Below are 22,338 nucleotides of genomic sequence, written 5' to 3' on the forward strand. Positions count from 1 at the left end.
ACCGACATGAACGTGCTCGACATCTGCCAGCTGGCGTAACCCATTTCGCTCCCCTCCCGCTCGCGGGAGGGGCGGGGAGGGGCGTGCCGCAAGCGATTCCCTCCCATATTTTCAGGCCCTCCCCGGGCCCCTCCCGCAAGCGGGAGGGGAGCGATGATGGAGAGGGATGGGAGTGAATATGCAGAATCCCTTCGACCTGACCGGCAAGGTCGCAATCGTCACCGGCGCCAACACCGGCATCGGCCAGGGCATCGCGCTGGCGCTGGCGGCGGCCGGCGCGCGCATCGCCGCGGTCGGCCGCTCGGCGGCGACCGAAACCGTCGAGAAGGCCCGCGCGCTCGGCGTGCAGGCCGAGATCGTCTCCGCCGACCTGTCGTCGATCGAGCCTGTGGGCAGAATTGTGGACGAGACTGTGGAAAAGCTCGGCGGGCTCGACATCCTCGTCAACAATGCCGGCATCATCCGCCGCAACGACAGCCTCGATTTCTCCGAAGAGGATTGGGACGCGGTGATCGACACCAACCTCAAATCCACTTTCTTCCTGTGCCAGGCCGCCGGTCGACACATGGTGGCGCAGGGTCGCGGCAAGATCATCAACATCGCCTCGATGCTGAGCTTCCAGGGCGGCATCCGCGTGCCGAGCTACACCGCCAGCAAGTCGGGCGTCGCCGGTCTCACCAAATTGCTCGCCTGCGAATGGGCATCGAAGGGCATCAACGTCAACGCCATCGCCCCCGGCTATATCGCCACCAACAACACCAGCGCGCTCCAGGCCGACGAGACCCGCAACCGCCAGATCGTCGAGCGCATTCCCGCGGGTCGCTGGGGCGATCCGGGCGATCTCGGCGGCGCTGCGGTGTTCCTCGCTTCCTCGGCTTCGGACTATGTCCAGGGCCATGTCCTCGCGGTCGACGGCGGGTGGCTCGCGCGATGATGGGACGGCTGCCCGAGCTTCACGCATTCCCCTCCCGCTTGCGGGAGGGGCCAGGGGAAGGGTGGATGTCTCATCGAGACCGGCGCCTGCCGCCAGCCCCTCCTACGACCTTTCCCGCAAGCGGGAGGGGAGCGATCCTCGCTGGCGGAGTAGCCGCATGACCATCGCATTCTTCGGCGAGCTGATGCTGCGCCTCTCGCCGCCCGGCCGCGAGCTGCTGCTCCAGACGCCCAGGCTCGAAGTCAATGTCGGCGGGGCCGAGGCCAATGTCGCCACCGGCCTCGCCTGTCTCGGCCACGCCACCCGAATGATCAGCGCGGTCGCCGGCAATCCGCTCGGCGGCGCAGTGATCGGCGAGCTGCGCCGGCGCGGTGTCGACACTTCCACGATCGCGAGCGAGGAAGGCCGTCTCGGCCTCTATTTCCTCACCCCCGGCGCAGGGCTGCGCGCGTCCGAAGTCGTCTACGACCGTGCCCGGTCGGTGTTCGCCACCCGCCCGGCCGACAGCTGGGATTGGGACCGGCTGCTCGAAGGCGCGACCCGGCTGCATCTGTCGGGGATCACGCCCGCGCTCGGCCCCAACACCGCTTCTGCGGCGATCGCCGCGGCCGAGGCGGCCTCCGCCAGGGGCATCCCGGTCTCGTTCGACGGCAATTACCGCGCGAAGCTGTGGGAAGCGTGGGACAGCGATCCGCGCGCAGTGCTCAACACGCTGGTCGGCCATGCCGACCTGCTGTTCGGCAATCACCGCGACGTCTCGCTGCTGCTCGGCAAACCCTTTTCGGGCGAAGGCTCGGATCGGCGGCGTGAGGCGGCGGAGGCTGCCTTCGCGCATTTCCCCAAGCTCCAGACGATCGCCTCGACCGCGCGGCATGTCGATGATGCCGACAGCCACCGCGTTTCGGCCCGGGTCGATACGCGCGGCGGTGCGCATCAGACCGACGAGGTGCTGATCGCCGGCATCGTCGACAGGATCGGCGCGGGCGACGCCTTTGCGGCGGGCGTGCTGCACGGGCTGATCGAAAGCGGTGGCGACGCGCGTGTCGCAGCGAAGGCGGGGCTGGCGCTGACTGCGCTCAAGCATTCGCTGCCCGGCGATGCAAGCCTGTTCACGCGTGCCGATCTCGCGGCCTTCGAAGGCGGCGGGCTCGACGTGCGGCGATGATGAGCGAGAGGCGCAAGGACGCCCGGGGGAGGGTGGATGATGAGGGAGAATATCGGCGGCGCCGATGAGGCGGCATTGCCGCGGCAGAACGCCGCGGCGTTACGGCAAAGCTATGCGATCGACGAGAGTTTCGAAGCGGAGCTGCGTGAGGCCTGGACCTTCATCGAGCCGCATATCGCCGGCATCGCCCGCGATTTGCTCGAGCGGCGCGCGGACGGCCCCGTCTCGGACGATCTGGTGGCGTCGCGCGTCGCTTACGCCCGCGCGAAATTGGCTCGGCCGATCGACCAATATTGGCTCGACGCGGTGATCGCGGAGGCCGATCGCATTGCACAGCGCGATCTGGATTTCGCGGTCGTCGCGGCATCGATGCTGGTGGCGCAGATGCGCATCCACGCCTTGTTCTTCGAGCTGACCCGGGATCCGGCGCAGCTCGAGCGGCTCACTCGCTCGACCCAGAAGCTCGCCGGCATCGAGTTCGAGATCATCGCCAGCCGGTTGCGGGCGATCGCCCGGGCGCGCAATCAGGCGGCGGTACGCGCCGAAGCAGCTTCGGTCCGCAAGCAGTTGGGCGAGGCGATCACCACCAGCGCGCGCGCCAGCCGCGACGTCGCGGGCTTCACCGAGCGGACTGCGATCGAGATGCAGGCGCTCAGCAAGCCCGCCGCCGAAGTCGCCACCGCGGCCGATCAGTCGGCGACCGCTATGGGGCAGTCGGCGGAGAGCGCCGCGGTGCTGATCTCGACCTTCGATCGCGCCCGTGAGGGCGCGCTGGCGGCGGCCGAAGTCGCCGGCCGTGCCGATGCCATTGCCGCGCAGGGCGCGGAGAACGCCACCAGTCTCGCATCGCACACCGCCCGGATCGAGTCGGTGTTGACGCTGATCGCCGGGATCGCCCAGCAGACCAAGCTGCTGGCGTTGAACGCCAGCATCGAGGCGGCGCGCGCCGGCGACAGCGGGCATGGTTTCGCGGTGGTCGCGCAGGAGGTCCGCAGCCTCGCCGATCAGGCCGCCGACGCCACCGGCGGCGTCACCATCACGATCCGCCAGGCGCAGAATGCCAGCGAAGTGATGGCGCATACCAATCAGGCGATCCTCGCGATCGTAGGCGAATTGATGGAGCGCGTGCGCGGCCTCTCCTCGGAGATGGAGGCGCAGGTGGCGACGGTGGGCGCGATCCTCGCCTCGATCGACGAGACGGCGATGTCCTCGCGTGAGATCGCGGTGCTGATCGCCCAGATCAGCAGTCGCGTCTCGGAACTCGCCGCGGCCGCGCAGGACGCCGGGCGTCAGGCCGCGCAAGCCGGCGATGCGCTTCACCATGTCGAGGAAACCGTCGGCCAGTTCATGGCCGAAGTGTCGCGATAGGGACCCGAACATGGATCGCCGTACCGTTCTCGCATCCGGAATCGCTCTCGGCGTCGCCGGCGCGGCGCGTGCTTCGGCCGCGCCCGAACCCGAACGGATCGCGCTCTGGCCGGGCACGCCGCCGGGCGGTGAGGGGCTCGCGATCCGCGACGAGACGGTTCCGCGCTCGCCGAAACCCGACGACATCGCCTGGCCGCATGTCGGCACCCCGGCAATGACCGTAGCGCGCGCGACACGCCCGAACGGCGCGGCGGTGCTGCTCATTCCGGGCGGCGGCTATGCGCGGGTCGCAGTGGGGCGGGGTCCCTCCAATCTCGCCCGGCGCTTCGCCGCGCAGGGCGTCACGGCGTTCGAATTGCTCTATCGTCTTCCGCATGACGGCTGGCGCGCGGGGCCGGCCGCGCCGGTGCAGGATGCCCAGCGCGCGATCCGGCTGATCCGCGCGGGCGCGGCTGCGTGGCGGATAGATCCCGCGCGCGTCGCGGCGATCGGCTTTTCCGCCGGCGGACATCTGGTCGGCCAATTGGGCGCGCGTGCCGACAGCGCCATCTATGACCCGATCGACGCGGCCGATGGCCTCCCGGCGCGCCCGCGCGCGATCGGCATGTTCTTCCCGGTGGTCTCGATGCTGCCGCCGGTCGCGCACGGCCAGTCCCGTCGCGAGTTGCTCGGCCAGAACCCGGGCGAAGCGCTCGCCAATGCCTGGTCGCTCGAGCGCAACGTGCCCGCGACGATGCCGCCGACCTTCGTCTGCCATGCTGCCGACGACAGGACGGTGCCTGCCGCCAACAGCCTTGCGATGTTTTCCGCGTTGCAGGCTGTCGGCATCCCCTCGGAGCTGATGATCGGCGAAAAGGGTGGCCACGGGCCGCCGCTGATCGGAGCCGACGGCAAACCGCATATCTGGCTCGACCTGTTCGCCGCGTTTGCCGCGCGCCACGGCTGGCCTGTGGGTCAGGCCTAGCCGAGGGGCCGTTGCCCATGCGTGCTTTCAGCCTGGGGAAGGTGACGCCGGATGCTCGACTCGAGCGCTCCGGGATATCTGATGGCTATCCTTATATCCTCGAAGTCGGGCAAAATCCCCTTGAGTCCAACTACGGTCTGGTCGCCTTCATACGGGTCTTCAGCCTGCTCTAACTGCCGAGCAGGATGGTCCGGATCGCGTCCGCATAGGCCTTCAACTCGAGCTTGCGAGCCGCCGCAGTGAGCTTGTCCAGCCGTTTCGGATCATCGCTCCGATAATTGAGCGGAGGCTCGACCGTGAACACCGATATGCCGCGCGGCGGCGCATATCGGCCCAGCGACACGCCCGGCTTCGTGCCGCCGCCCCAGAAGCCAACATCGAGATTGCCGCTCTTGCCGACATTGCCGGCCACCGAGGGATGTTTGGCGCGCTTCGCGGCCTTGTCTCCTTCGCCGAATCCGCGGCTCTCGCGCCCCTTGATCCCCGATGTCGCCTTGTCGATTTCGGCCGCTGTCTTCAGCGACAGATCGAGGTCGGTCTTCGATGCCGCCGCAAGCATTTCCGCCTCCCGCTGCTTGTGCAGCTCTCGCTCTGCGGCATTCCTCGCATCGCCATAGCCTTCGCTTTCCCAGGACGGCGAGCGGCGCGGTCCGGTGCGCCACGCCGCATTGCTCTCGTCCTCCCGGAGTGCGCGCGGGTCGTAGAACACGCCGGCGGCGCCCGGGTCCCAGGTGCCGTGAACGGTGATGATCCGCTCCGGCCGAAAGCGCTCCATCAGCTCCATCAGCATCTGATTTTCGGGGGAGATGTCGTTGCCGAGTGCGTCTTTCGGCTTGCCGCCGGCATCTCTCGATGCCGCCAGATCCTTCGAAGGCACAGGGAAATTGCGGTTGGTCTCCAGCGTCTTGCCGTCAAGGACGCTTTCGCGCGCCGCCTGCAGGTCCATGCCGCTCTTGCCCTTGCTGACCATGTCGTCCGCCTTCGCCTTGCTGTCCGGAAACAGCGTCGGAACGACGATCACGCTGAGGACGGGCGGCTTCGGCTGCTTGGCCAGGTCGGCGAGGAGCATTTCCACGACCTCCATGCCCTGCCGTTCGGAACCGTGGACGCCTGCGATCACCAGCGCCCGCCGGTCGGTCGAGCCACGGAAGAAATGTGCCTGGACCGGGCGCGCGACAGGTTTGCCCGACGGATCCTTCGGGCCCGCCTCGCCGGTGGTCTTGCCGAGCTCGCGGGCGCGAATCTTGCGCGCGACCCACAAATCGTCGGGGCGGCTGGCGAGCAGCCGCGCGATCTCCGCGTCGACGTCGGCATCGCCTTGCGCGGCCTGGACGTCCGGCTGGGACAAGCGGGCGAGCAAGGCCTCGAGTTTGGGCTCCGCGTCCCACGCGGCCTTGACCGAGTCCGACAGCGGGCTCCGCTGCAGCAAGCCGCGTTGCCCGCCCTGCTGGACGACATGGGTCAACTCATGGCCCAGCAATCTTCGTCCGCCGGCGGAACCCGGATGATATTGCCCTTCGCCGAAGACGATGTGGTGACCGCTGGTATAGGCGCGCGCCCCGAGCGCTCGCGCCGCTTGCCCGGCGCGCGCGTCGCAATGGACCCGCACCGTGCTGAAATCACGCCTGAAACGCGGCTCGAACCAGGCGCGCGCCTGCTGCCCGAGGGGATGGCCGGAGGATGCGAGGACATCCTGGACGACGGACGGCGGCTCGATCCGGCGGAAGCTGCCGGCATCGAGGGGCGTGGCGTGGACGGGTTTGTCGGCGCGATCCAGTCCGGCCGCGACCCCATCCGCCTCTTGTTCGGAGGCGTCCGCGGTGTCGCTGATCGCGAACCCGGCCGGCGCCGTCGGTTGCGCCGGGGCTGGCAACCGCGCGCGCGGACTTTCGGACCTTGGTAGAAATTGCGTCCGTGTCGCCCTGGACATTTCCCCGTTCCTCCCCCGCCACAAATGGCAATGGCCGTCGGTGCAATGTCCGTATAGAATACCCCCGTTCGTGATTTACTGGAAGCGTTCCGTCACCCTCGGCCTTATTGCGCCTCGCCTGACGTTGTCCGCCGCTGCTCTACTTCGGCAACGCAAAGGATTATCGGGCGCCACTGAAAAGCTGCCGGTTGGTGTGCTAGTGAACTGCGCTTGCATGACCCGCATGAAGGCCGAAGGTCACGCCGCGAACCGGCTCTTGGGAATGTGCGTGATGCGGCAGGCCAGATCCGCTTCGCCCGACGCGACGACGTAATGATCGCCGGCGTCGGCGATTCCAGTCGAGAACACTACGTCGCGAATGTACATCTTGTCCTCGAGCGGACGGGTCAGTTCGGGTGCGGCCTCCAGCAGCGGGGCATCGTCGGTACGCAGCACGCGCGAAGGGTCGTCCCTGTCGAGGATCGACCAATAGGTGCGGTAAATGCCGACGATCTCCTTGGGCTCGACGCCGTGCCACAGGGTCAGCCAGCCCTCGTCGGTCAGGATCGGCGGCGTGCCTCCGCCCATTCGCGCGGTGGCCACCGTGCCCGCATGTGGACGGATGCCGGGTTTGAGGTGCGGCCGCCAATGGCGGGCGTCGGGCGACGTTGCGAGATTGATCGACGGCCCTGCGCGCCATTCGCTGCCGGGCGGGTAGGCGAAATAGAGGTCGCCGAGCGGACGGGTCTGCGCCCAATATTGCCCGTCGATCAGGCCCTCGAAGATCAGCATGTCCTTGTTCTGATGATCCAGCACGATGCCGTCGAAGCGCCAGTCGAGCCCGTTGTCCGAGACGTAGAGCGTAGTCGAATGCCGCTCGGGGCTGACCGAGCAGGTCGTCATCAGCCATTCGTCGCCGACGCGGCTGATCCGCGCATCCTCGACGCCATAGCATTGCCAATCGCCCCCGGGGGCGACCGCGCGATCATAATGCACCGCGACCACGCCGAGGCCGTCCGGCGTCAATTCGACCGGGAGCAGCCAGGACAGCGAGGTCAGCGCCATGATCTTCCAGCCGCCGCCATGGAGCAGGAATTTACGTGGGTCGGCGGTATTGGCGTATTCGAGCGGCCAGGCGTCGAGAACATATCTGCCTTCCGCCCAGCGGATCGCGTGGACGTTGCCGCCCCGAACCGGCACCCGCAGCGCTTCCGCCACGCGCACCATCATCAGCAGATTGCCGTTGGGCAGCCGCGTCAGCGCGGGGTTGAACGCGCCGAGCACATAGGTCTCGGCATCGAACTGCCCGGCCAGGGGCGAGCGCGCAAGATCGACGTCGTCGGGCCCGAAGACGAGCCGGTCGACCGCAAACCCGGTCATTCCTCACCCCGCGCCCGCGGCGCGACGACGATCTGCTGGACGTTCGACCGGCGCGGCTGGCGCAGCATGAAGTGCGTAGCCACCGCGATGTCCTCGGCGCGCAGCATCGTCTCCTTGCGGATTTCCTCCGCCTGCTCCTCGGCGGTGAAGCTCATATATTGGAAATCTGCGCCGGTCTTGGCGGGCTCGATGAAGCCGACCTTGATCCCCTTGGGCGCAAGCTCGCGGCGGATGGCCTCGGAGAAGCCGGCGACGCCTGCCTTCATGCCGGCATAGACGCTGCCTTCCGCGCCCAGCAGGTGCGCCGAGACCGAGCCGATCAGGATGATGTCGCCTTTGTCTTTCAGCACTTCGGCGGCAGCATGCGTGGTGGTGAGATAGGCAGTGAAGTCCACGGCGATGGCGTAGCGCAATTCCTCCGCACGCATCGTGGTGATGCCCTTGGCGGGAATTGCCGCGTTGACCACGGCGATGTCGAAGTCGCCGAAATAGTCCTTCGCCGCACCGACGAAGCGCTCGACGGCGTCGGGCTCGGCAAGGTCGAGGCTGATCCCGTCGCCCTTGCCGACTTCGCGGATTCGTTCGAGCCCGTCCTGCAAATGCTGCGGATCGCGCCCGCAGATGAAGACATCGACGCCCTCCGATGCCAGCAGCACCGCGATCGCGCGGCCGATGCCGGTGGTACCGCCCGTAATGATCGCCTTTCGGCCCTGCAGGCTCGGTTGCTCGGTATGTGCGTCGCGAATGTCGGTCATTGGCTACTCCGGGGAGGGGTGGGTTGTACGCGTCACCGGTGCGGCAGGGCGCTGCCGTTGGCGGGGATGCGATAGTCGATCCGGTCGGCCTCGCCGTGCTGCGGGCGAAGCCGATCGCCATCGGCGATGCTGACGGTGAATTGGGGCAAGGTCTGCCGCGGCAGACGGATCAGGCTCGGGCGCGCGTCGCAGGCACCGCCGATGTAGCGATTCTCGAGCGGGAAGGAGCGCTTGAGATCGATATGTCCGTTGCGGGTTTCGGTCGCCAGCGCCTGCGTATCGTCTGCCACTCGCCCTCCGATGCGATGCCGTCTTCGGTCAAAGCCTGCCGCAGCCGATGGTTGCCGCGACTAAAGTAGATCAGCACGATTATGGCGGAGGAAGAGAACGGCACTCGCTTCGACGGATCCCCGCCTCCGGTCGGCGCCGAGGGCGAAGCCGCGGGCAGGGATGTCCAGACCGGCCCGGACGGGATCAGGCCTGTCAGCTCATGCGGGAGTGATGTCTGCCGCGGTATCAACAGGATCCGGGTGGTGCCGAGTGCAGGGATCGAACCCGCGACCTTCGGTTTACAAAACCGCTGCTCTACCAGCTGAGCTAACCCGGCAACCACGCAAAAAACCGCGGAAATCCGCGGGTTTCGTGCTTCTGATCGCAGCCGATGGCAACGTCAAGCCTATTTCGCCGCCGCCTCGAGGAGGATGCGATGCGCGCCGCCGGAACGCGAAAACAGGTGCATCGGTCGCCGCCTGGTCTAGCATCCGGTCCCGAACGGCGTGCGAGACAGAGGCGGAACATCGTGAAGGACACTCTCTCTGCCGCCGAGGCGCGGCGGATCGCCCTCGGTGCGCAAGGCTTCGGCAAGGCGCGCCCGCGCGCTGCAATCGGACCCGCGCATCTCGCCCGCACGATCGCACGCGTCCAGCTCCACCAGATCGACAGCGTCAACGTGCTGGCCCGCGCGCATTATCTGCCGCTCTTCTCCCGTCTCGGCGTCTATCCGCGCGATCTCCTCGACAAGCTCGCCTGGGGCAAGCCCCGGCACCTCTTCGAATATTGGGCGCACGAGGCGTCGCTGTTGCCGTTCGAGCTCCACCCGCTGCTGCGCTGGCGCATGGCGCGGGCCGAGCGTGGGGAGACGATCTGGGGTGGCCTCCGGCGCTGGGCAGGCGAGCAACGCGGCGAGGCCGAGGCATTGCTCGCACGCATCGCGGCCGAGGGACCGCTTGCCGCTTCCGACATTGCCGAGACGCGCGGCGAAGGCGGATGGTGGGGCTGGAGCGACACCAAGAGCGCGCTGGAATGGCTGTTCTGGGCCGGACGCATCACCACCGCGACCCGGCGCGGCAGTTTCGAGCGCGTCTACGATCTCCCTGAACGCGTGCTTCCCGCTGCGGTGCTGGCGCAGCCCACCCCGGACGATGCCGACGCGCATCGCGCGCTTCTCGCGCGGGCGGGTGCGGCGCTCGGCATCGCCACTGCAGGCGATCTGCGCGACTATTTCCGCCAGAAGCCCGACGACGCGCACCCGCGGATCGCCGAGTTGGTCGAAGCGGGGACGCTGGTGCCCGTGCGGGTGCGCGGCTGGGGTCCGCAGGCCTATCTGCACAAGGATGCGAGCGTGCCCCGCCGGGTCACCGGCCAGGCATTGCTCGCGCCGTTCGACCCGCTGATCTGGGAGCGCAGCCGCGCAGAGCGGCTGTTCGGCATCCGCTATCGCATCGAGATCTACACGCCGGCCGAGAAAAGGGTGCATGGCTATTACGTCCTGCCGTTCCTGCTCGATGGACGCATCGTCGCCCGCGTCGACCTGAAGGCGGATCGCAAGGCCGGCAGGCTCCTCGTGCAGGGCGCGCATGGCGAGCCCGGCGCGCCGGACGAGGCAGTGCCGCGACTCAAGGAGGAGCTCGACCTTATGGCGCAATGGCTGGAGTTGGATGTGGTAGAGGTCGCCGGCGGCGGTAGCATGGCGCAGGCGCTGAACGAGCTTGCCACACCATAGCGCGTAATGGGGCCCGCGCGTTCTGGCGCGAGGTGGGTTGGAGAAGCGTGGCGGGGTCCGGTTCTCGAGCCATGGCGGCGCGGTCGGGGTCTCGCGGCGCGCCTTGCGATTTCTAGATCGACGGCGTCGCGGGCCAGCAACATGTCGGTCTTCGAGAGTGGGGGGAGGGAGTTGGCAGCGGGGGCTGCCAATCGCTACAGGCGCTCGCATGTTGCGCATCACCGAATTGACGTTGCCGCTCCACCATCCGGAGGAAGCGCTGCCCGCCGCGATCTGCCGGCGGCTGCGCATCACGCCGCGCGAGCTCGTCCGCTATGTCGTCGCGCGGCGCGCCAACGACGCGCGCGACAAGACCGACATCCGATTGGTCTATTCGGTCGATGTGAACCTCAAGGACGAGGCGGCGGTGCTCGCCCGCTTCCGCAAGGATCGCAGCGTCCAGCGCACGCCCGATACCCGCTATCAATTCGTCGCGAAGGCGCCGGAGGGCGGCGTGTCGCCGCGCCCGGTAGTGATCGGCGCCGGCCCGTGCGGACTGTTCGCAGGGCTGATCCTCGCCCAGATGGGCTTCCGCCCGATCATCCTCGATCGCGGCAAGGTAGTGCGCGAACGCACCAAGGATACCTGGGGGCTGTGGCGGCGCAGCGTGCTCAACCCCGAGAGCAACGTCCAGTTCGGCGAGGGCGGCGCGGGCACCTTCTCGGACGGTAAGCTCTACAGCCGGATCAAGGATTCGCGCCATCTCGATCGCAAGGTGCTGACCGAGTTCGTCAAGGCCGGCGCGCCGCCGGAGATTCTCACCGAGGCGCATCCGCATATCGGCACCTTCCGGCTGGTGACGATGGTCGAGAGCATGCGCGAGACGATCGAGGGGCTGGGCGGCGAATATCGCTTCTCCACCCGGGTCGACGGCCTCGACATCGCGACCGATGCGCAGGGTCATCGTCGCCTCCGCGGCCTTCACCTTCACACCGGCGGCTATCTCGAGGCCGATCATGTCGTGCTGGCGATCGGACACAGCGCGCGCGACACCTTCGCGATGCTTCATGCGGCGGGGGTCTATGTCGAGGCCAAGCCCTTCGCGATCGGCGTGCGGATCGAGCATCCGCAATCATGGATCGATCGGGCCCGGTTCGGCGCCGATGCCGGCAATCCGATCCTCGGCGCCGCCGAATATCATATCTCGCACCACTGCAAGAACGGCCGCACCGTCTACAGCTTCTGCATGTGCCCTGGCGGCACGGTGGTCGCCGCGACCTCGGAGGAAGGCCGGGTCGCGACCAACGGCATGAGCCAATATTCGCGCAACGAGCGCAACGCCAATTCGGGCCTCGTCGTCGCGATCGATCCGGCACGCGACTATCCCGGCGATCCGCTCGCCGGGATCGCGCTGCAACGTCATTGGGAATCGGCCGCCTATGTCGCCGGCGGCTCGAGCTACAAGGCGCCCGCCCAGCGGCTCGGCGATTTTCTCGCCGGGCGCCCCTCGGAGGTTCTGGGAACGGTGATTCCCTCTTATCGTCCGGGCGTGCACCCGACCGATCTCGCGCAGTGCCTGCCCGATTTCGCCGTGACGGCGATGCGCGAGGCGCTGCCGGTGTTCGGTCGCCAGATCCCGGGCTATGATCATCCCGACGTCGTGATGACCGGGGTCGAGACGCGCACCTCTTCGCCGGTGCGCTTCACGCGCGGCGACGACTATCAGAGCCTGAACACCGCCGGCCTGTTCCCCGCCGGCGAGGGCGCCGGCTATGCCGGCGGTATCCTCTCCGCCTCGGTCGATGGCATCAAGGTCGCCGAAGCGGTGGCGCAGAGCCTGGGCCGCCGGGGCTAAGCTTGATCCGCGGGGGATCCGGGTCGGATCTAACGGTCCGTTCCGTAATCCCGGATGTTGGGCTTTCCCGGAAAACCGCAGGTTTTACGTCGGAAAGCCTTCAGTCCGGGATCCACCGCGCCGCTGAATATTTGCCTCGCGATGGGATGGCGACAATGGAGCCTGATGTCATGCCCCTTAAAGCCGCCGGTCTCGTCACATTCCGGAGAGCGCTGGCGCCACCCCTCGACGCCTGCCCTCAATCGAGAAGCTGCAGCTCGATATTCCGAAATTCGATCTGATGGCCTTCGCTCTGCAGGGCGATATAGCCTTGGTCGAGCTGCAGCTTGCCTCCCGCGGCGGCGATCAGCGGTTGTGCGTCCTTGTCTTGGGGGTCGAGCTCGGGCGCCGAGAAGCGCAGCACCGGCTTGCCTTCGATGCTCTGGGTGATCTCGCCATTCGGCAGCACTTCCAGCCCGGCACGCGTCCAGCGGCCGACCGGGAGCAATGGCGAGGAGGAAAGGATGCAGTGGCGCGGATCGCGCTTGCCCTCGAAGATTACCGTCGTGCCCGGGGTGCAGAGATTGCCTGACGGTTCGGCCGTCGGGCGCGGGACGCCCAACAACTGCATCTCGAGGCTGACCGGGAAATCCTGGTCGCGCCGCATCGTCTCGGGCGCCTGCGCATGGAACATCAGCCCTGAATTGCTGTTCTGCCAGACCTTGATGCCGGGCAGCGGCTCTCCGAACAGGCGATATTCGAAGCGGATGCGATAGGCCTTGAGCGGCGTCTTCCAGAACAGGTGGCCGAACTCGCCTTCGAATTTGGTGTAGTTCTTGTGCGAGACGCGGATCGCGCCGTCCTGCACGGTGAACATGGCCAGCGGATCCTCGCCCAATGCGCGGCCGGTGATTTTGGGCGTCCAGCCTGCGAGCGTCTTGCCGTCGAAGATGCGCTGCCACTTTGCGTCGGGGGCAGGGGCAGGGGCCGCGCCGAGCAGCGCGAGAGCGGGGAGAAGAATGAATCGCATGCGCCGGAGGCTCCCGTAGCTGGCTTACCGAGATGCCGGACATTAGCCGCGCCGCGGGCGAAGACCAGCCCGGACGGCGGCGACCTCGCTGCGCGATGCCGGAGGCAACCGTCATCCCGGAAGCCGATTTTCTTCAAATCTCTGACTTGATCAGAAAATCGAGCTGTCCGGAATCCACCGTGCGGCAAGCATCCAGCGGCGCGGTCGATCCCGGACTGAAGGCTTTCCAGCGTAAAACCTGTAGTTTGCCGGGAAAGCCTGACATCCGGGATGACGTGAATGGCTATTGGGAATGGAACTTTCCCCGGCGCACGTCGCTCAACGTGCCGCTACGACGACCAGCTCTGCAGATCCCGCGGCTGCCAGTTCGCGCTCGGCCTGGGTGAAGCCGTAGGCCGGCACGATCTCGCCGTTTCGGGCAGTGACGTCTGCCCAGTTCGCCGCGACTTGCTCACCGGCGTTTGCGCCGCCACCGATCTGGATCCCGTCGGTGAGCGTCACATGCGCCGCGGCGAAATGGCCGGCCCCGGCGCAGAGGATCGCGCGGGTCGGTGCGTCCTCGCCGACGAGCGCGAGCAGGCCTGGGCTCACCAATGCCGGCGCGAGCAGACCGAGGCTGTCGTCCGAGAGCACGCCGTGCGTCATTTGCGTCGCGGCGGTGGGGGCGAGGCAATTGACCCGGATGCCGTATTTCTCGCCCTCGATCGCCAGCGTCTGCATCAACCCGACCAGCGCCATCTTGGCCGCGCCGTAATTGGCTTGCCCGAAATTGCCGTACAGCCCCGAGGACGAAGTGGTCATCACGATGCGGCCATGGCGTTGTTCGCGCATCGTCTCCCACACCGCCTTGGTGCAGATCGCCGCGCCGATCAGATGGACGTCGACGACGAGGCGAAAGTCGGCGATCGACATCTTCGCGAAGCTCTTGTCGCGCAGGATCCCGGCATTGTTGACGAGGATGTCGATGCGGCCCCAGCGATCGAGCACGTCTGCTACCATTGCCGCAACCGCCGCCTCGTCGGTGACCGACGCCGCGATCGCCAGCGCCTCGCCGCCCGCCGCGACGATCTCGGCGGCGACACTGTCGGCGGCATCCTGCGACAGATCGTTGACGACGAGCCGGGCGCCCTGGCTGGCGAGATAGAGCGCGTGCGTCCGCCCGAGCCCGCCACCCGATCCGGTCACGATCGCCACGCGTCCCTTCAGCGGCGTGCCGCCCGATGCCCTCGCGACTGCTGCCTGCTCCGTCAACGTCATGGCGCCCTCCCTGATCTGTGTGATGTGGAAGGCTTCCTGCCACCCCATTCATTCACTCGCAAGATAGCGAATGAATGTCAGGTGCGTTATTTGTTGCAAATGGCGAGAAATCCCGCGGCCATGAACGACGCCATCCGCTCCTTGACCGCGCCGAAATCGTCCGAGTGGCACAGGCCGTGCGAGAGCTTGTCGATGCGGCCGGTGCGGGCGAGAGTGAGCATCAATGCGCCGGTGACGAAGTGATAGCCCCAGAAGATGTCCGCCTCGGCGCAGTCGGGCAGCGCCTTTTTGAGCAGGCCGATCAGGCGGAGCACCACCGGATCGAAATGCTGATCCATCAGGTCCGCGCCCCAGGCGGGGGTGTTGGCGACCTGCGCGCCGAGCTTGGCGTAATTCTTCCAGCCTTCGCCGCCTTCGATATAGGTGTCGAGATCGGTGTCGAGAAAGGCGCGCAAGGCACCCTCTACGGTCGGCTTGTCGCCGGCTTCGGCCTCGTAAGCGTCGAGCGCCTGCATCCGGCGCTCGCTGGTCACCACGGCGCGGCGGGCGAACACCGCATCGAACAGCGCCTTCTTGTCGGCGAAATAATAATTGAGCAGCGTGTGGTGGACGCCGACCTGCTTGGCGACATCCTTGAGCGTCACGCCGTACAGCCCGTGCTGCGAGAACAGCGCCTCGGCCGCGTCGTAGATCTGCTCCATCGTCTCGGCGCGCTGCTCGGCCTTGCGGGAGCGGCGAACGGGTTTGGCTATCTGCGTCACGCTACGTCCATCCGGTGTGGCGGGGCGAGCGTCAAGCCCGTGAAAAGATATTCACACGCGTGATAGTGTGTGTTGACACCGCCGCCGGCCTGCCCGCATGATGCTCCCAACGGCGGACAAAACCGCCGAGAGAGAGGATGCGTGGAACCTGAGGCCCCCGGCAACCGCCGCTGGATCGTGCTCGTCGCGCTGACCTTCGTCTATGTGCTCAACTTCCTCGATCGGCAATTGCTCGGCATCCTCGCCAAGCCGATCCAGGATTCGCTGCAGATCACCGACGGCCAGCTCGGGCTGATCGGCGGGCTGTATTTCGCCTTCTTCTATTGCTTCATCGCGATCCCGGTCGGCTGGCTGGCCGACCGCACCCACCGGGTCGGCGTGCTGTCGCTCGCCTGCGCGATCTGGAGCGGCGCGACCATGGCGTGCGGGCTGGCGGCGAACTACGCCCAGCTCGTCGTCGCGCGGATGCTGGTCGGGTTCGGCGAAGCGGGGGGCGTGCCGCCTTCCTATGCGATCATCACCGACACCTTTCCCCCGGGCAAGCGCGCCACTGCGTTCGGCATCTACAATCTCGGTCCGCCGATCGGCGCGGCGCTGGGCATTGCTTTCGGCGCGTCGATCGCCGCGGCATTCGACTGGCGGCATGCCTTCATCGCGATCGGCGCAATCGGTATCGTCACCGCGGCAATCGTCCCCTTCATCGTCCGCGAGCCCCGGCGCGGAGCCACCGACCCCGGGCGGGTGGAGGCCAAGGCCAAAGCACCGTTCTGGGCGACGATCGCAATGTTCTTCAGGCATCCGGTGCTCCTGCTCGCAGCGCTCGGCAGCGGCGCGACCCAGTTCGTCACCTATGGCCTCGGCAATTTCGCGGTCCTCTTCCTGATCCGCGAAAAGGGCATGAGCCTAGAGCAGGTCGCGCTGTGGTACGCGCTGGCCGTCGCGATCGGGATGGGGGCGGGGATGGTCGTGTCGGGCCGGGTGATCGACCGGCTGACGCGAACCTCGCGCGCCGGCTACGCGACCGCGCCGGCAGTATCGCTGGCAGTCGCCTTGCCTTTCTACGTCGCGTTCGTCTGGGCGCCCGGCTGGCCGCTGGCGCTAGCGCTGCTCACCGTCGTGATGTTCTTCAATTATTTCTACCTCTCCGCTGCGGTCGCGCTGGTCCAGGAGGAAGTTCGGCCCGATCAGCGCGTGCTCTCGGGAGCGCTACTGCTGCTGGTGATGAACTTCATCGGCCTCGGCCTCGGCCCGACCTGGGTCGGCGCGGCGAGCGACTGGTTCAAGGCCAATGGGTCGCTGCATTCGCTGCAGACCGCGCTCTATACGCTCACGCCTTTCTATCTGATCGCGATCGCATTGTTCCTCTCGCTCGCGCGCATCCTCCGCGCCGAGGCCCGTCCTGCCGGAAAGGTCGTCCCCGCATGAAGTCCTTCATCGCCGCTGTCGCCGCGCTGGCGCTGTCGAGCCCGGCATTGGGGCAGGCGCCTGTCGTGCAAGCGCCGTCGGGCTCGGTCCAGGGGACACGTGAGGGTGAGATGCGCGTCTTCAAAGGCATTCCCTATGCGGTGCCGCCGGTGGATGGGATGCGCTGGCGGCCGCCGGCGCCGATGCAGCCCTGGAAAGGCGTGCGCGCTGCGACCGATTTCGGGCCAGCCTGCGTCCAGCCGCAGGGCAAGACGCCCTCGGTCTATTCGCCCGCCGAGCCGCTGGCGGTGAGCGAAGACTGCCTGACGCTCAATATCTGGGCGCCCGCGAACGCGAAGAAAGCGCCGGTGTTCTTCTGGATCCATGGCGGCGCGCTCACCACCGGCTCGAGCCGCGAGGCCATGTACGATGGCAAGCGGCTCGCCGAACAGGGCATTATCGTCGTCTCGATCAACTATCGCCTCGGCGTGCTCGGCTGGCTCGCGCATCCGGCGCTGAGCCTCGAATCGCCGCAAAAGGTGTCGGGCAATTACGGGCTGCTCGATCAGATGGCGGCGCTCGCCTGGGTGAAGCACAATATCGCGGCGTTCGGCGGCGATCCCGCGAACGTGACGATCGCCGGCGAGTCCGCGGGCGGGCTCAGCGTGATGTTCCTGATGCAATCGCCGCTCGCGCGCGCGACATTCTCGAAAGCCATCGCCCAGAGCGCGTACATGGTCGCGATGCCCGAACTCAAGCAGAGCGCTTATGGCGCACCTTCGGCTGAGGCGGTGGGGCAGATGCTCGGCGCCGGCATGCAGGCGCCCGATCTCGCAGCGCTCCGCGGGTTGGATGCGCAGATGCTCACTGATGGGGCCGCGAAACTGGGCTACTTCCCGTTCGGGGTGGTCGACGGGCTGGTGTTGCCCGAGCAGATGGTCGCGACCTTCGACAAGGGGAAACAGGCGCCGGTGCCGCTGCTCGCCGGGTTCAATCAGGGCGAGATCCGTTCGCTGATGGTGCTCGCGCCCAAGGCGCCCGACAGCGCCGCCGATTACGAGAAGGTGATCCGCGAGCGTTACGGCGAGTTCGCCGATGCGTTCCTCAGGCTCTATCCGGCCGCGAATTACAAAGAGAGCATCCTCGCGACGACCCGCGATGCGCTGTACGGCTGGACCTCGGAGCGGCTGGCCCGCAAGCAGACCGCACTGGGGCAGCCGGCCTATCTCTATTTGTTCGACCACGGCTATCCCGCAATGGAGACGGCGGGCCTCCACGCCTTCCATGCGAGCGAATTGCCTTATGTCTTCGGCACGTTCGACGGCACCCCGCCGCGCTGGCCCAAAGTGCCGGAAAGCGACCGGCCGCTGTCGGACGCGATGATGGGCTATTGGGCGCGCTTCGCGAAGGATGGCGGGGCGGGCCCGGGCTGGCCGGCTTATGGCGAGCAGCGCAACTACATGCACTTTGCCGACATGCCGCAGGCGAAGACCCGGCTGATGCCCGGCATGTACGAGCAATACGAGGCGGTGGTCTGCCGCCGCCGGGCTGCGGGGATCGCGTGGAACTGGAATGTCGGGCTGGCTTCGCCCAGGCTGCCCGCGAAGACGACGGGGTGCGATTGAGCCATAACCGTCATCCCGACGAAAGTCGGACGACGGAAATTAGCGCGCCGCGCGGCCTCCCGCGATCCGTCCCTCGGCGTAGTCCGCGCGCAACCGCTGCTTGTCGATCTTGCCCGAGGCGGCAAGCGGCATCGCGTCTACCTCGACCACCTCTCCCGGGATCCAGAAGTCCGCCACCTTGCCGCGCAGCAACCCGACCAGCTTCTCTGGATCCTGCCCGTCGTCGGTTTCGACGATCAGCACGGGGCGCTCGCCCCATTTCGCGTCGGCACGCGCGATCACCGCGACATGACGGACGGCCGGGTGGCCGCCGACGATCGTCTCGATCTCGGTCGGGTTGATCCATTCTCCGCCTGATTTGATGAGGTCCTTGGCGCGCCCGCAGATCGTCAGACTGCCCGCCGCGTCGATCGTCGCGAGGTCGCCGGTGTCGAAATAGCCTTCCCCATCGAGCGCAGAGACGCCTTCGCGGAAATAGCGCTCGATCACGCTGTGTCCCTTGACCTTGAGATGGCCGAGCACGCCGCGCTGAGGGGCGAGGGCATTGCCGTCGGCATCGGTGAGCTTGAGGTCAATGCCCATCACCGGACGCCCCGAGCCTCTGTCGTTCGCCGCGCCGATGCCTGGCGGGGCGATGGCGCCGATCGGCGACAATTCGGTCATCCCCCAGCTGGTCTGGACTTCGGCGTCTAGTCGGTCCTCCATCCGGCGTAGGAGCGCATCAGGACAGTTCGATCCACCGATCAGCACGCGCTTCAGCGTTGGAAGGATACCTCCGGCCTGGTCGAGATGGTCGACCAAGCCGAGCCAGACGGTCTGCACGCCGACTGCGACGGTCACCCCCTCGTCGCGCACCAGCGCTGCGAGGCTGGGCCCGTCGATCACGCGCCCCGGCAACACCAGCTTCGTACCTGCCGCGGGCGCGGCAAAGGGGAGGCCCCAGCCATTGGCGTGGAACATCGGCACCGCGAGCAGCAGCACGTCCGCCGCGGTCAGCGCCACCGCGTCGGCCTGAAGCGCGCGCAGCGTATGGAGATAGTTGGAGCGATGCGTATAGACCACGCCCTTCGGGCTGCCGGTGGTGCCCGAGGTGTAGCAGAGCCCCGCCGGCACATTCTCGTCGAACGCGCCCCATACAAAGGGCGCGCCCTTTTCGGCGAGCAGCGCTTCATAAGTCCAGATACGCGCGGGGTGCGACCCGAGGGGGTGCGGTTCCGGGGGCGGGGCATCCAGCACGACGATCTGCTCGATCGTCGGACAAAGCGGCGCGATCTCGCGCATCAGTGGCAGCAAGTCCGCCGCCACTGCGACTATGCGATTCTCCGCTTCGTTGATCATCGCAGCGAGATGCGTTGGGGTCAGCCGTGGATTGAGCGTGTGGCAGACCAACCCTGCGCCCATCGCGGCATAATAGACTTCGAGATGGTGCCGGGTGTTCCACGCGAGCGTGCCCACCCGATCGCCAAACTTCAGCCCCAGAGCGGCCAGCGCGCCCGACATCCGATTTCCGCGCGCGCGCAGTTCGGCATAGGTGAAGCGCGCGACCACGCGCCCTGCTTCTGCCTCGACGATTTCGCGGTCACCGAACCATTTGGCGGCGTGATCGAGGAATTTGTCTATCGTCAGGCCGTAGGGCTGCATGAAACCATCGAATTCGAGGGAGAAATTGGCCGCCGGGGCGAGAAGCGCCCGACGGCCAGAGGGAGATTCAGAAGACCTTGAGCAGTTTGACACCGTACTGACGCGGCGGGCCGGCAAAATAGAGCCCGCTGTTGAGCGCCGCCGGGTAATGCTGGTCGGTGAGGTTCGTGCCGTAGAGCGTCACCGTCCACGTCTTGTGCTGCCACGCGAGCTGGGCATTGAGGATGTTGCGTGCCTCGATCCGGTCGCCGCGCGCCGGGTTCTGGAACAGGGTCGCCCATTGATCGCCGACATGGCCGAAATTGGCGCGTGGCGTGATCTTGTCGCCATTGCCGAGCGCGATTTCATATTGGCCGCCGAGATTGAAAGTGAGGTTCGGCGCATAGGTCTGACGCCGGCCTTCGAGATTGAGGCAGGAGACGCTCGCCGGCCCGGTTTGCGGGTTGCAGGGCAGGGCGCTCGCCGCGCGCGGATCGGTCGCGAAGAAGGTACCGAGTTCGCTGCGCAGCACATTGACGCCGGCATCGAGCGTCAGCCCGCCGACGCGGAACTCTACTTCGGCCTCACCGCCATAGATCTTGGTCTTGTCGGGCACGTTGAGCTCGATCCCGAAGGTCGGGAAGGTCGGGTAGCCGATGATGACCTGGAAATTCTTGTAGTCGTTATAGAAGCCGGTGATCGTCGTGCGGATCTTGCCGTCGGCCCAATTGGCCTTCCAGCCCGCTTCGTACGAGGTCACTTCCTCCGGCTCGAAGGGTGCCGGCAGGCCGAGGCCCACCGGCACGTTCAGCCCCCCCGGGCGGAAGCCGGTCGCGACGAAGGCATAGAGATATTGATCGTCGCTCGCCTTCCAGCCGAGCGACACCTTGTACGAGAAATTGTCCGACTTCACCGTCTGGTCCTGACGGATATAGGCGCCGTACTGGAGCACATCGACATGGTTGGTCGAGCGGCTGGCAGTGTAGCGGCCGCCTGCCTCGAGCTTGAGGTTGGGCGTCAGGTTGAACCCGATCTGGCCGAACCCGGCCAGCGAGCGTGTCGGGTTGGTTCCCTGGAGCTTGTACTGGGCGGTCGGCAGATTGAACGGGTAAGCCAGGTCGATGATGAACTGGTACGGCTTGCGGAAATAATAGTCGTTCCACACGCCGAACGCACCGACCAGCCAGGTGAAGCGCTGATTGTCGGGCGAGATCAGGTTGATCTCCGAAGTGATCTGCTGCTCGTCGACGGTGTCGTAAAAGGTGCTGATGCCGGTGGCGGTGCCGTCGAGATCGGCGCGGTACATGGTGTTGGCCCATTGATAGCTCGACACCGCCCGCAGCTTCACCCCGCCCGCGAATTCATATTCCCCCTTCAGGATCGAGCGGACGAACTCGTCGCGCGCCGCCTGCGGGGTGTTGAACGAGGCATCGAACAGATCGCGGTGATTTGGGTTGGGCGTGCTCGTGCCCGGCAACGTCTCGAAATGGTTCGCGAAGGGCGTTGCCGGATAGGCGCCCATGTCGAGATGGCCGAGATCGGTCTTCCACAGTATCGAGAGCCGATCACTGGGCTTCCACAGGAAGCTCAGCCGACCGGCCATGATCCCGACCTTGCCTTCCTCGAATCGATAGGGCGCCCCGCCCGGACCGGTGATGTTGTAGAAGCTGTCACGGCGCTGGCTGTAGAGCGCGATGCGCGCGGCGAAGGTGTCGCCGAGCGGCAGATTGACCGCGCCCTGGATGCCGGCGTCGTTGTAATTGCCGTAATTGGCATTGACGTAACCGTGGAAGCCGCCGCCGATCACCGGATCGTTGGTGTTGACGAACACCGCGCCGCCGGTGGCGTTCTGGCCGACGATCGTGCCCTGCGGGCCGCGCAGCACCTGGATGTTGGCGACGTCGTAATAGGGCTCGCCCTGGACGTATCCCGGAAAGGTCGGGACGCCGTCGCGATAGGTGATCACCCCCGTCGTGGTCTGGGTATTGTGCTCGGCCTTGCCGATGCCGCGCACGTTGAAATCGTTGCCTTGTCCGAAATTGTTGACGACGATGCTGGGCATCGCGAACTGCAATGCGTCGACATTGGCGACGCCCTTATTCTCGAGCTGGGTGCCGGAAAGCACCGAGGCCGACATCGCCGTGGTCATCAGATTCTCGGAGCGGCGCTGCGCCGTCACGACGATTTCGTCTTCAGTCTGCGGTGCTGCAGTCTCGCTCGACCCGTCCTGCGGCGCGGTGGTTTGCGCGGCGGCCGAGCCGCACCACGCCAATGCCAGCGCCGATGCGCCCAGCCATAACGCACGATTGTTCATGCTGCCCTCCCCAAGCTCGCTCTCCATCACGCGCTCT

17 protein-coding genes and 1 tRNA gene are annotated in these 22,338 nt (G+C 66.8%); 8 read left to right on the top strand and 10 right to left on the bottom strand.

Translation table 11 applies throughout. The features are described from left to right. The first annotated feature begins 178 nt into the window (after positions 1 to 178). The 4 genes from kduD to Q9Q95_RS11095 all read left to right on the top strand — a co-directional run bounded on the left by kduD (position 179) and on the right by Q9Q95_RS11095 (position 4,431). Positions 179 to 934: a 2-dehydro-3-deoxy-D-gluconate 5-dehydrogenase KduD gene (gene kduD / locus Q9Q95_RS11080; protein ID WP_306096965.1), complete on the top strand. Its 756-nt coding sequence runs from the start codon at positions 179 to 181 to the stop codon at positions 932 to 934. A gap of 157 nt (positions 935 to 1,091) precedes the next feature. Then, the gene (locus Q9Q95_RS11085; protein WP_306096967.1) at positions 1,092 to 2,099 is read left to right on the top strand and encodes a sugar kinase; all 1,008 of its coding nucleotides are present in this window, start codon (positions 1,092 to 1,094) and stop codon (positions 2,097 to 2,099) included. A gap of 36 nt (positions 2,100 to 2,135) precedes the next feature. Continuing rightward, positions 2,136 to 3,467 (top strand): methyl-accepting chemotaxis protein, encoded by a 1,332-nt coding sequence (locus Q9Q95_RS11090; protein WP_306096969.1) that lies wholly within the window; start codon positions 2,136 to 2,138, stop codon positions 3,465 to 3,467. A 10-nt stretch (positions 3,468 to 3,477) separates the two neighbouring features. Beyond that, on the top strand, positions 3,478 to 4,431 hold the full coding sequence (locus Q9Q95_RS11095; protein WP_306096970.1) for an alpha/beta hydrolase: 954 nt from the start codon (positions 3,478 to 3,480) through the stop codon (positions 4,429 to 4,431). A gap of 169 nt (positions 4,432 to 4,600) precedes the next feature. Here the strand turns inward: Q9Q95_RS11095 and Q9Q95_RS11100 are convergent, their stop codons facing one another. From Q9Q95_RS11100 to Q9Q95_RS11120, 5 genes are all read right to left on the bottom strand, one after another. Then, the gene (locus Q9Q95_RS11100; RefSeq protein ID WP_306096972.1) at positions 4,601 to 6,304 is read right to left on the bottom strand and encodes a DUF4157 domain-containing protein; all 1,704 of its coding nucleotides are present in this window, start codon (positions 6,302 to 6,304) and stop codon (positions 4,601 to 4,603) included. Positions 6,305 to 6,598: 294 nt separating this feature from the next. Beyond that, positions 6,599 to 7,720, bottom strand: coding sequence for a glycosidase (locus tag Q9Q95_RS11105; protein ID WP_306096975.1), 1,122 nt, complete (start codon positions 7,718 to 7,720; stop codon positions 6,599 to 6,601). Then, positions 7,717 to 8,475 (bottom strand): SDR family oxidoreductase, encoded by a 759-nt coding sequence (locus tag Q9Q95_RS11110; protein ID WP_306096977.1) that lies wholly within the window; start codon positions 8,473 to 8,475, stop codon positions 7,717 to 7,719. The genes Q9Q95_RS11105 and Q9Q95_RS11110 overlap by 4 nt, the downstream gene beginning before the upstream one ends. A 32-nt stretch (positions 8,476 to 8,507) precedes the next feature. Beyond that, positions 8,508 to 8,765, bottom strand: a complete 258-nt coding sequence (locus Q9Q95_RS11115) for a hypothetical protein (protein ID WP_306096979.1) — start codon at positions 8,763 to 8,765, stop codon at positions 8,508 to 8,510. Positions 8,766 to 9,006: 241 nt separating this feature from the next. Further along, positions 9,007 to 9,082: transfer RNA gene (locus Q9Q95_RS11120), tRNA-Thr, on the bottom strand. 192 nt (positions 9,083 to 9,274) lie between these two features. Here Q9Q95_RS11120 and Q9Q95_RS11125 point away from each other — a divergent pair. After that, positions 9,275 to 10,477, top strand: coding sequence for a winged helix-turn-helix domain-containing protein (locus Q9Q95_RS11125; protein WP_306096982.1), 1,203 nt, complete (start codon positions 9,275 to 9,277; stop codon positions 10,475 to 10,477). A gap of 208 nt (positions 10,478 to 10,685) precedes the next feature. Further along, positions 10,686 to 12,311, top strand: a complete 1,626-nt coding sequence (locus Q9Q95_RS11130) for an NAD(P)/FAD-dependent oxidoreductase (RefSeq protein ID WP_306096984.1) — start codon at positions 10,686 to 10,688, stop codon at positions 12,309 to 12,311. 238 nt (positions 12,312 to 12,549) lie between these two features. On the opposite strand, the gene Q9Q95_RS11135 is transcribed toward Q9Q95_RS11130, so the two are convergent. The 3 genes from Q9Q95_RS11135 to Q9Q95_RS11145 form a co-directional block, all read right to left on the bottom strand. After that, a complete protein-coding gene (locus Q9Q95_RS11135) occupies positions 12,550 to 13,320 on the bottom strand; it encodes a DUF1080 domain-containing protein (protein ID WP_306096986.1) in 771 nt (256 codons plus the stop codon). 318 nt (positions 13,321 to 13,638) lie between these two features. Further along, positions 13,639 to 14,577 (bottom strand): SDR family NAD(P)-dependent oxidoreductase, encoded by a 939-nt coding sequence (locus tag Q9Q95_RS11140; protein ID WP_306096987.1) that lies wholly within the window; start codon positions 14,575 to 14,577, stop codon positions 13,639 to 13,641. An 86-nt stretch (positions 14,578 to 14,663) separates the two neighbouring features. After that, positions 14,664 to 15,278 carry a TetR/AcrR family transcriptional regulator gene (locus tag Q9Q95_RS11145; RefSeq protein ID WP_371876749.1) on the bottom strand — a complete coding sequence of 205 codons (615 nt, stop codon included), beginning with the start codon at positions 15,276 to 15,278 and terminating at the stop codon, positions 14,664 to 14,666. A 201-nt stretch (positions 15,279 to 15,479) separates the two neighbouring features. On the opposite strand from Q9Q95_RS11145, the gene Q9Q95_RS11150 reads away from it, so the two are divergent. Beyond that, positions 15,480 to 16,763, top strand: a complete 1,284-nt coding sequence (locus Q9Q95_RS11150) for an MFS transporter (RefSeq protein ID WP_306096992.1) — start codon at positions 15,480 to 15,482, stop codon at positions 16,761 to 16,763. After that, positions 16,760 to 18,367 (top strand): carboxylesterase/lipase family protein, encoded by a 1,608-nt coding sequence (locus tag Q9Q95_RS11155; RefSeq protein WP_306096993.1) that lies wholly within the window; start codon positions 16,760 to 16,762, stop codon positions 18,365 to 18,367. Before Q9Q95_RS11150 ends, Q9Q95_RS11155 begins: the two co-directional genes overlap by 4 nt. Positions 18,368 to 18,406: 39 nt before the next feature. Here Q9Q95_RS11155 and Q9Q95_RS11160 read toward each other — a convergent pair whose 3' ends face one another. Continuing rightward, a complete protein-coding gene (locus tag Q9Q95_RS11160; protein WP_306096995.1) occupies positions 18,407 to 20,008 on the bottom strand; it encodes an AMP-binding protein in 1,602 nt (533 codons plus the stop codon). Between the two features lie 67 nt (positions 20,009 to 20,075). Then, a complete protein-coding gene (locus Q9Q95_RS11165; RefSeq protein ID WP_306096997.1) occupies positions 20,076 to 22,301 on the bottom strand; it encodes a TonB-dependent receptor in 2,226 nt (741 codons plus the stop codon). Positions 22,302 to 22,338 lie beyond the last annotated feature (37 nt).

Source organism: Sphingomonas sp. DG1-23, from assembly GCF_030730875.1.
Taxonomy (GTDB): domain Bacteria; phylum Pseudomonadota; class Alphaproteobacteria; order Sphingomonadales; family Sphingomonadaceae; genus Sphingomonas.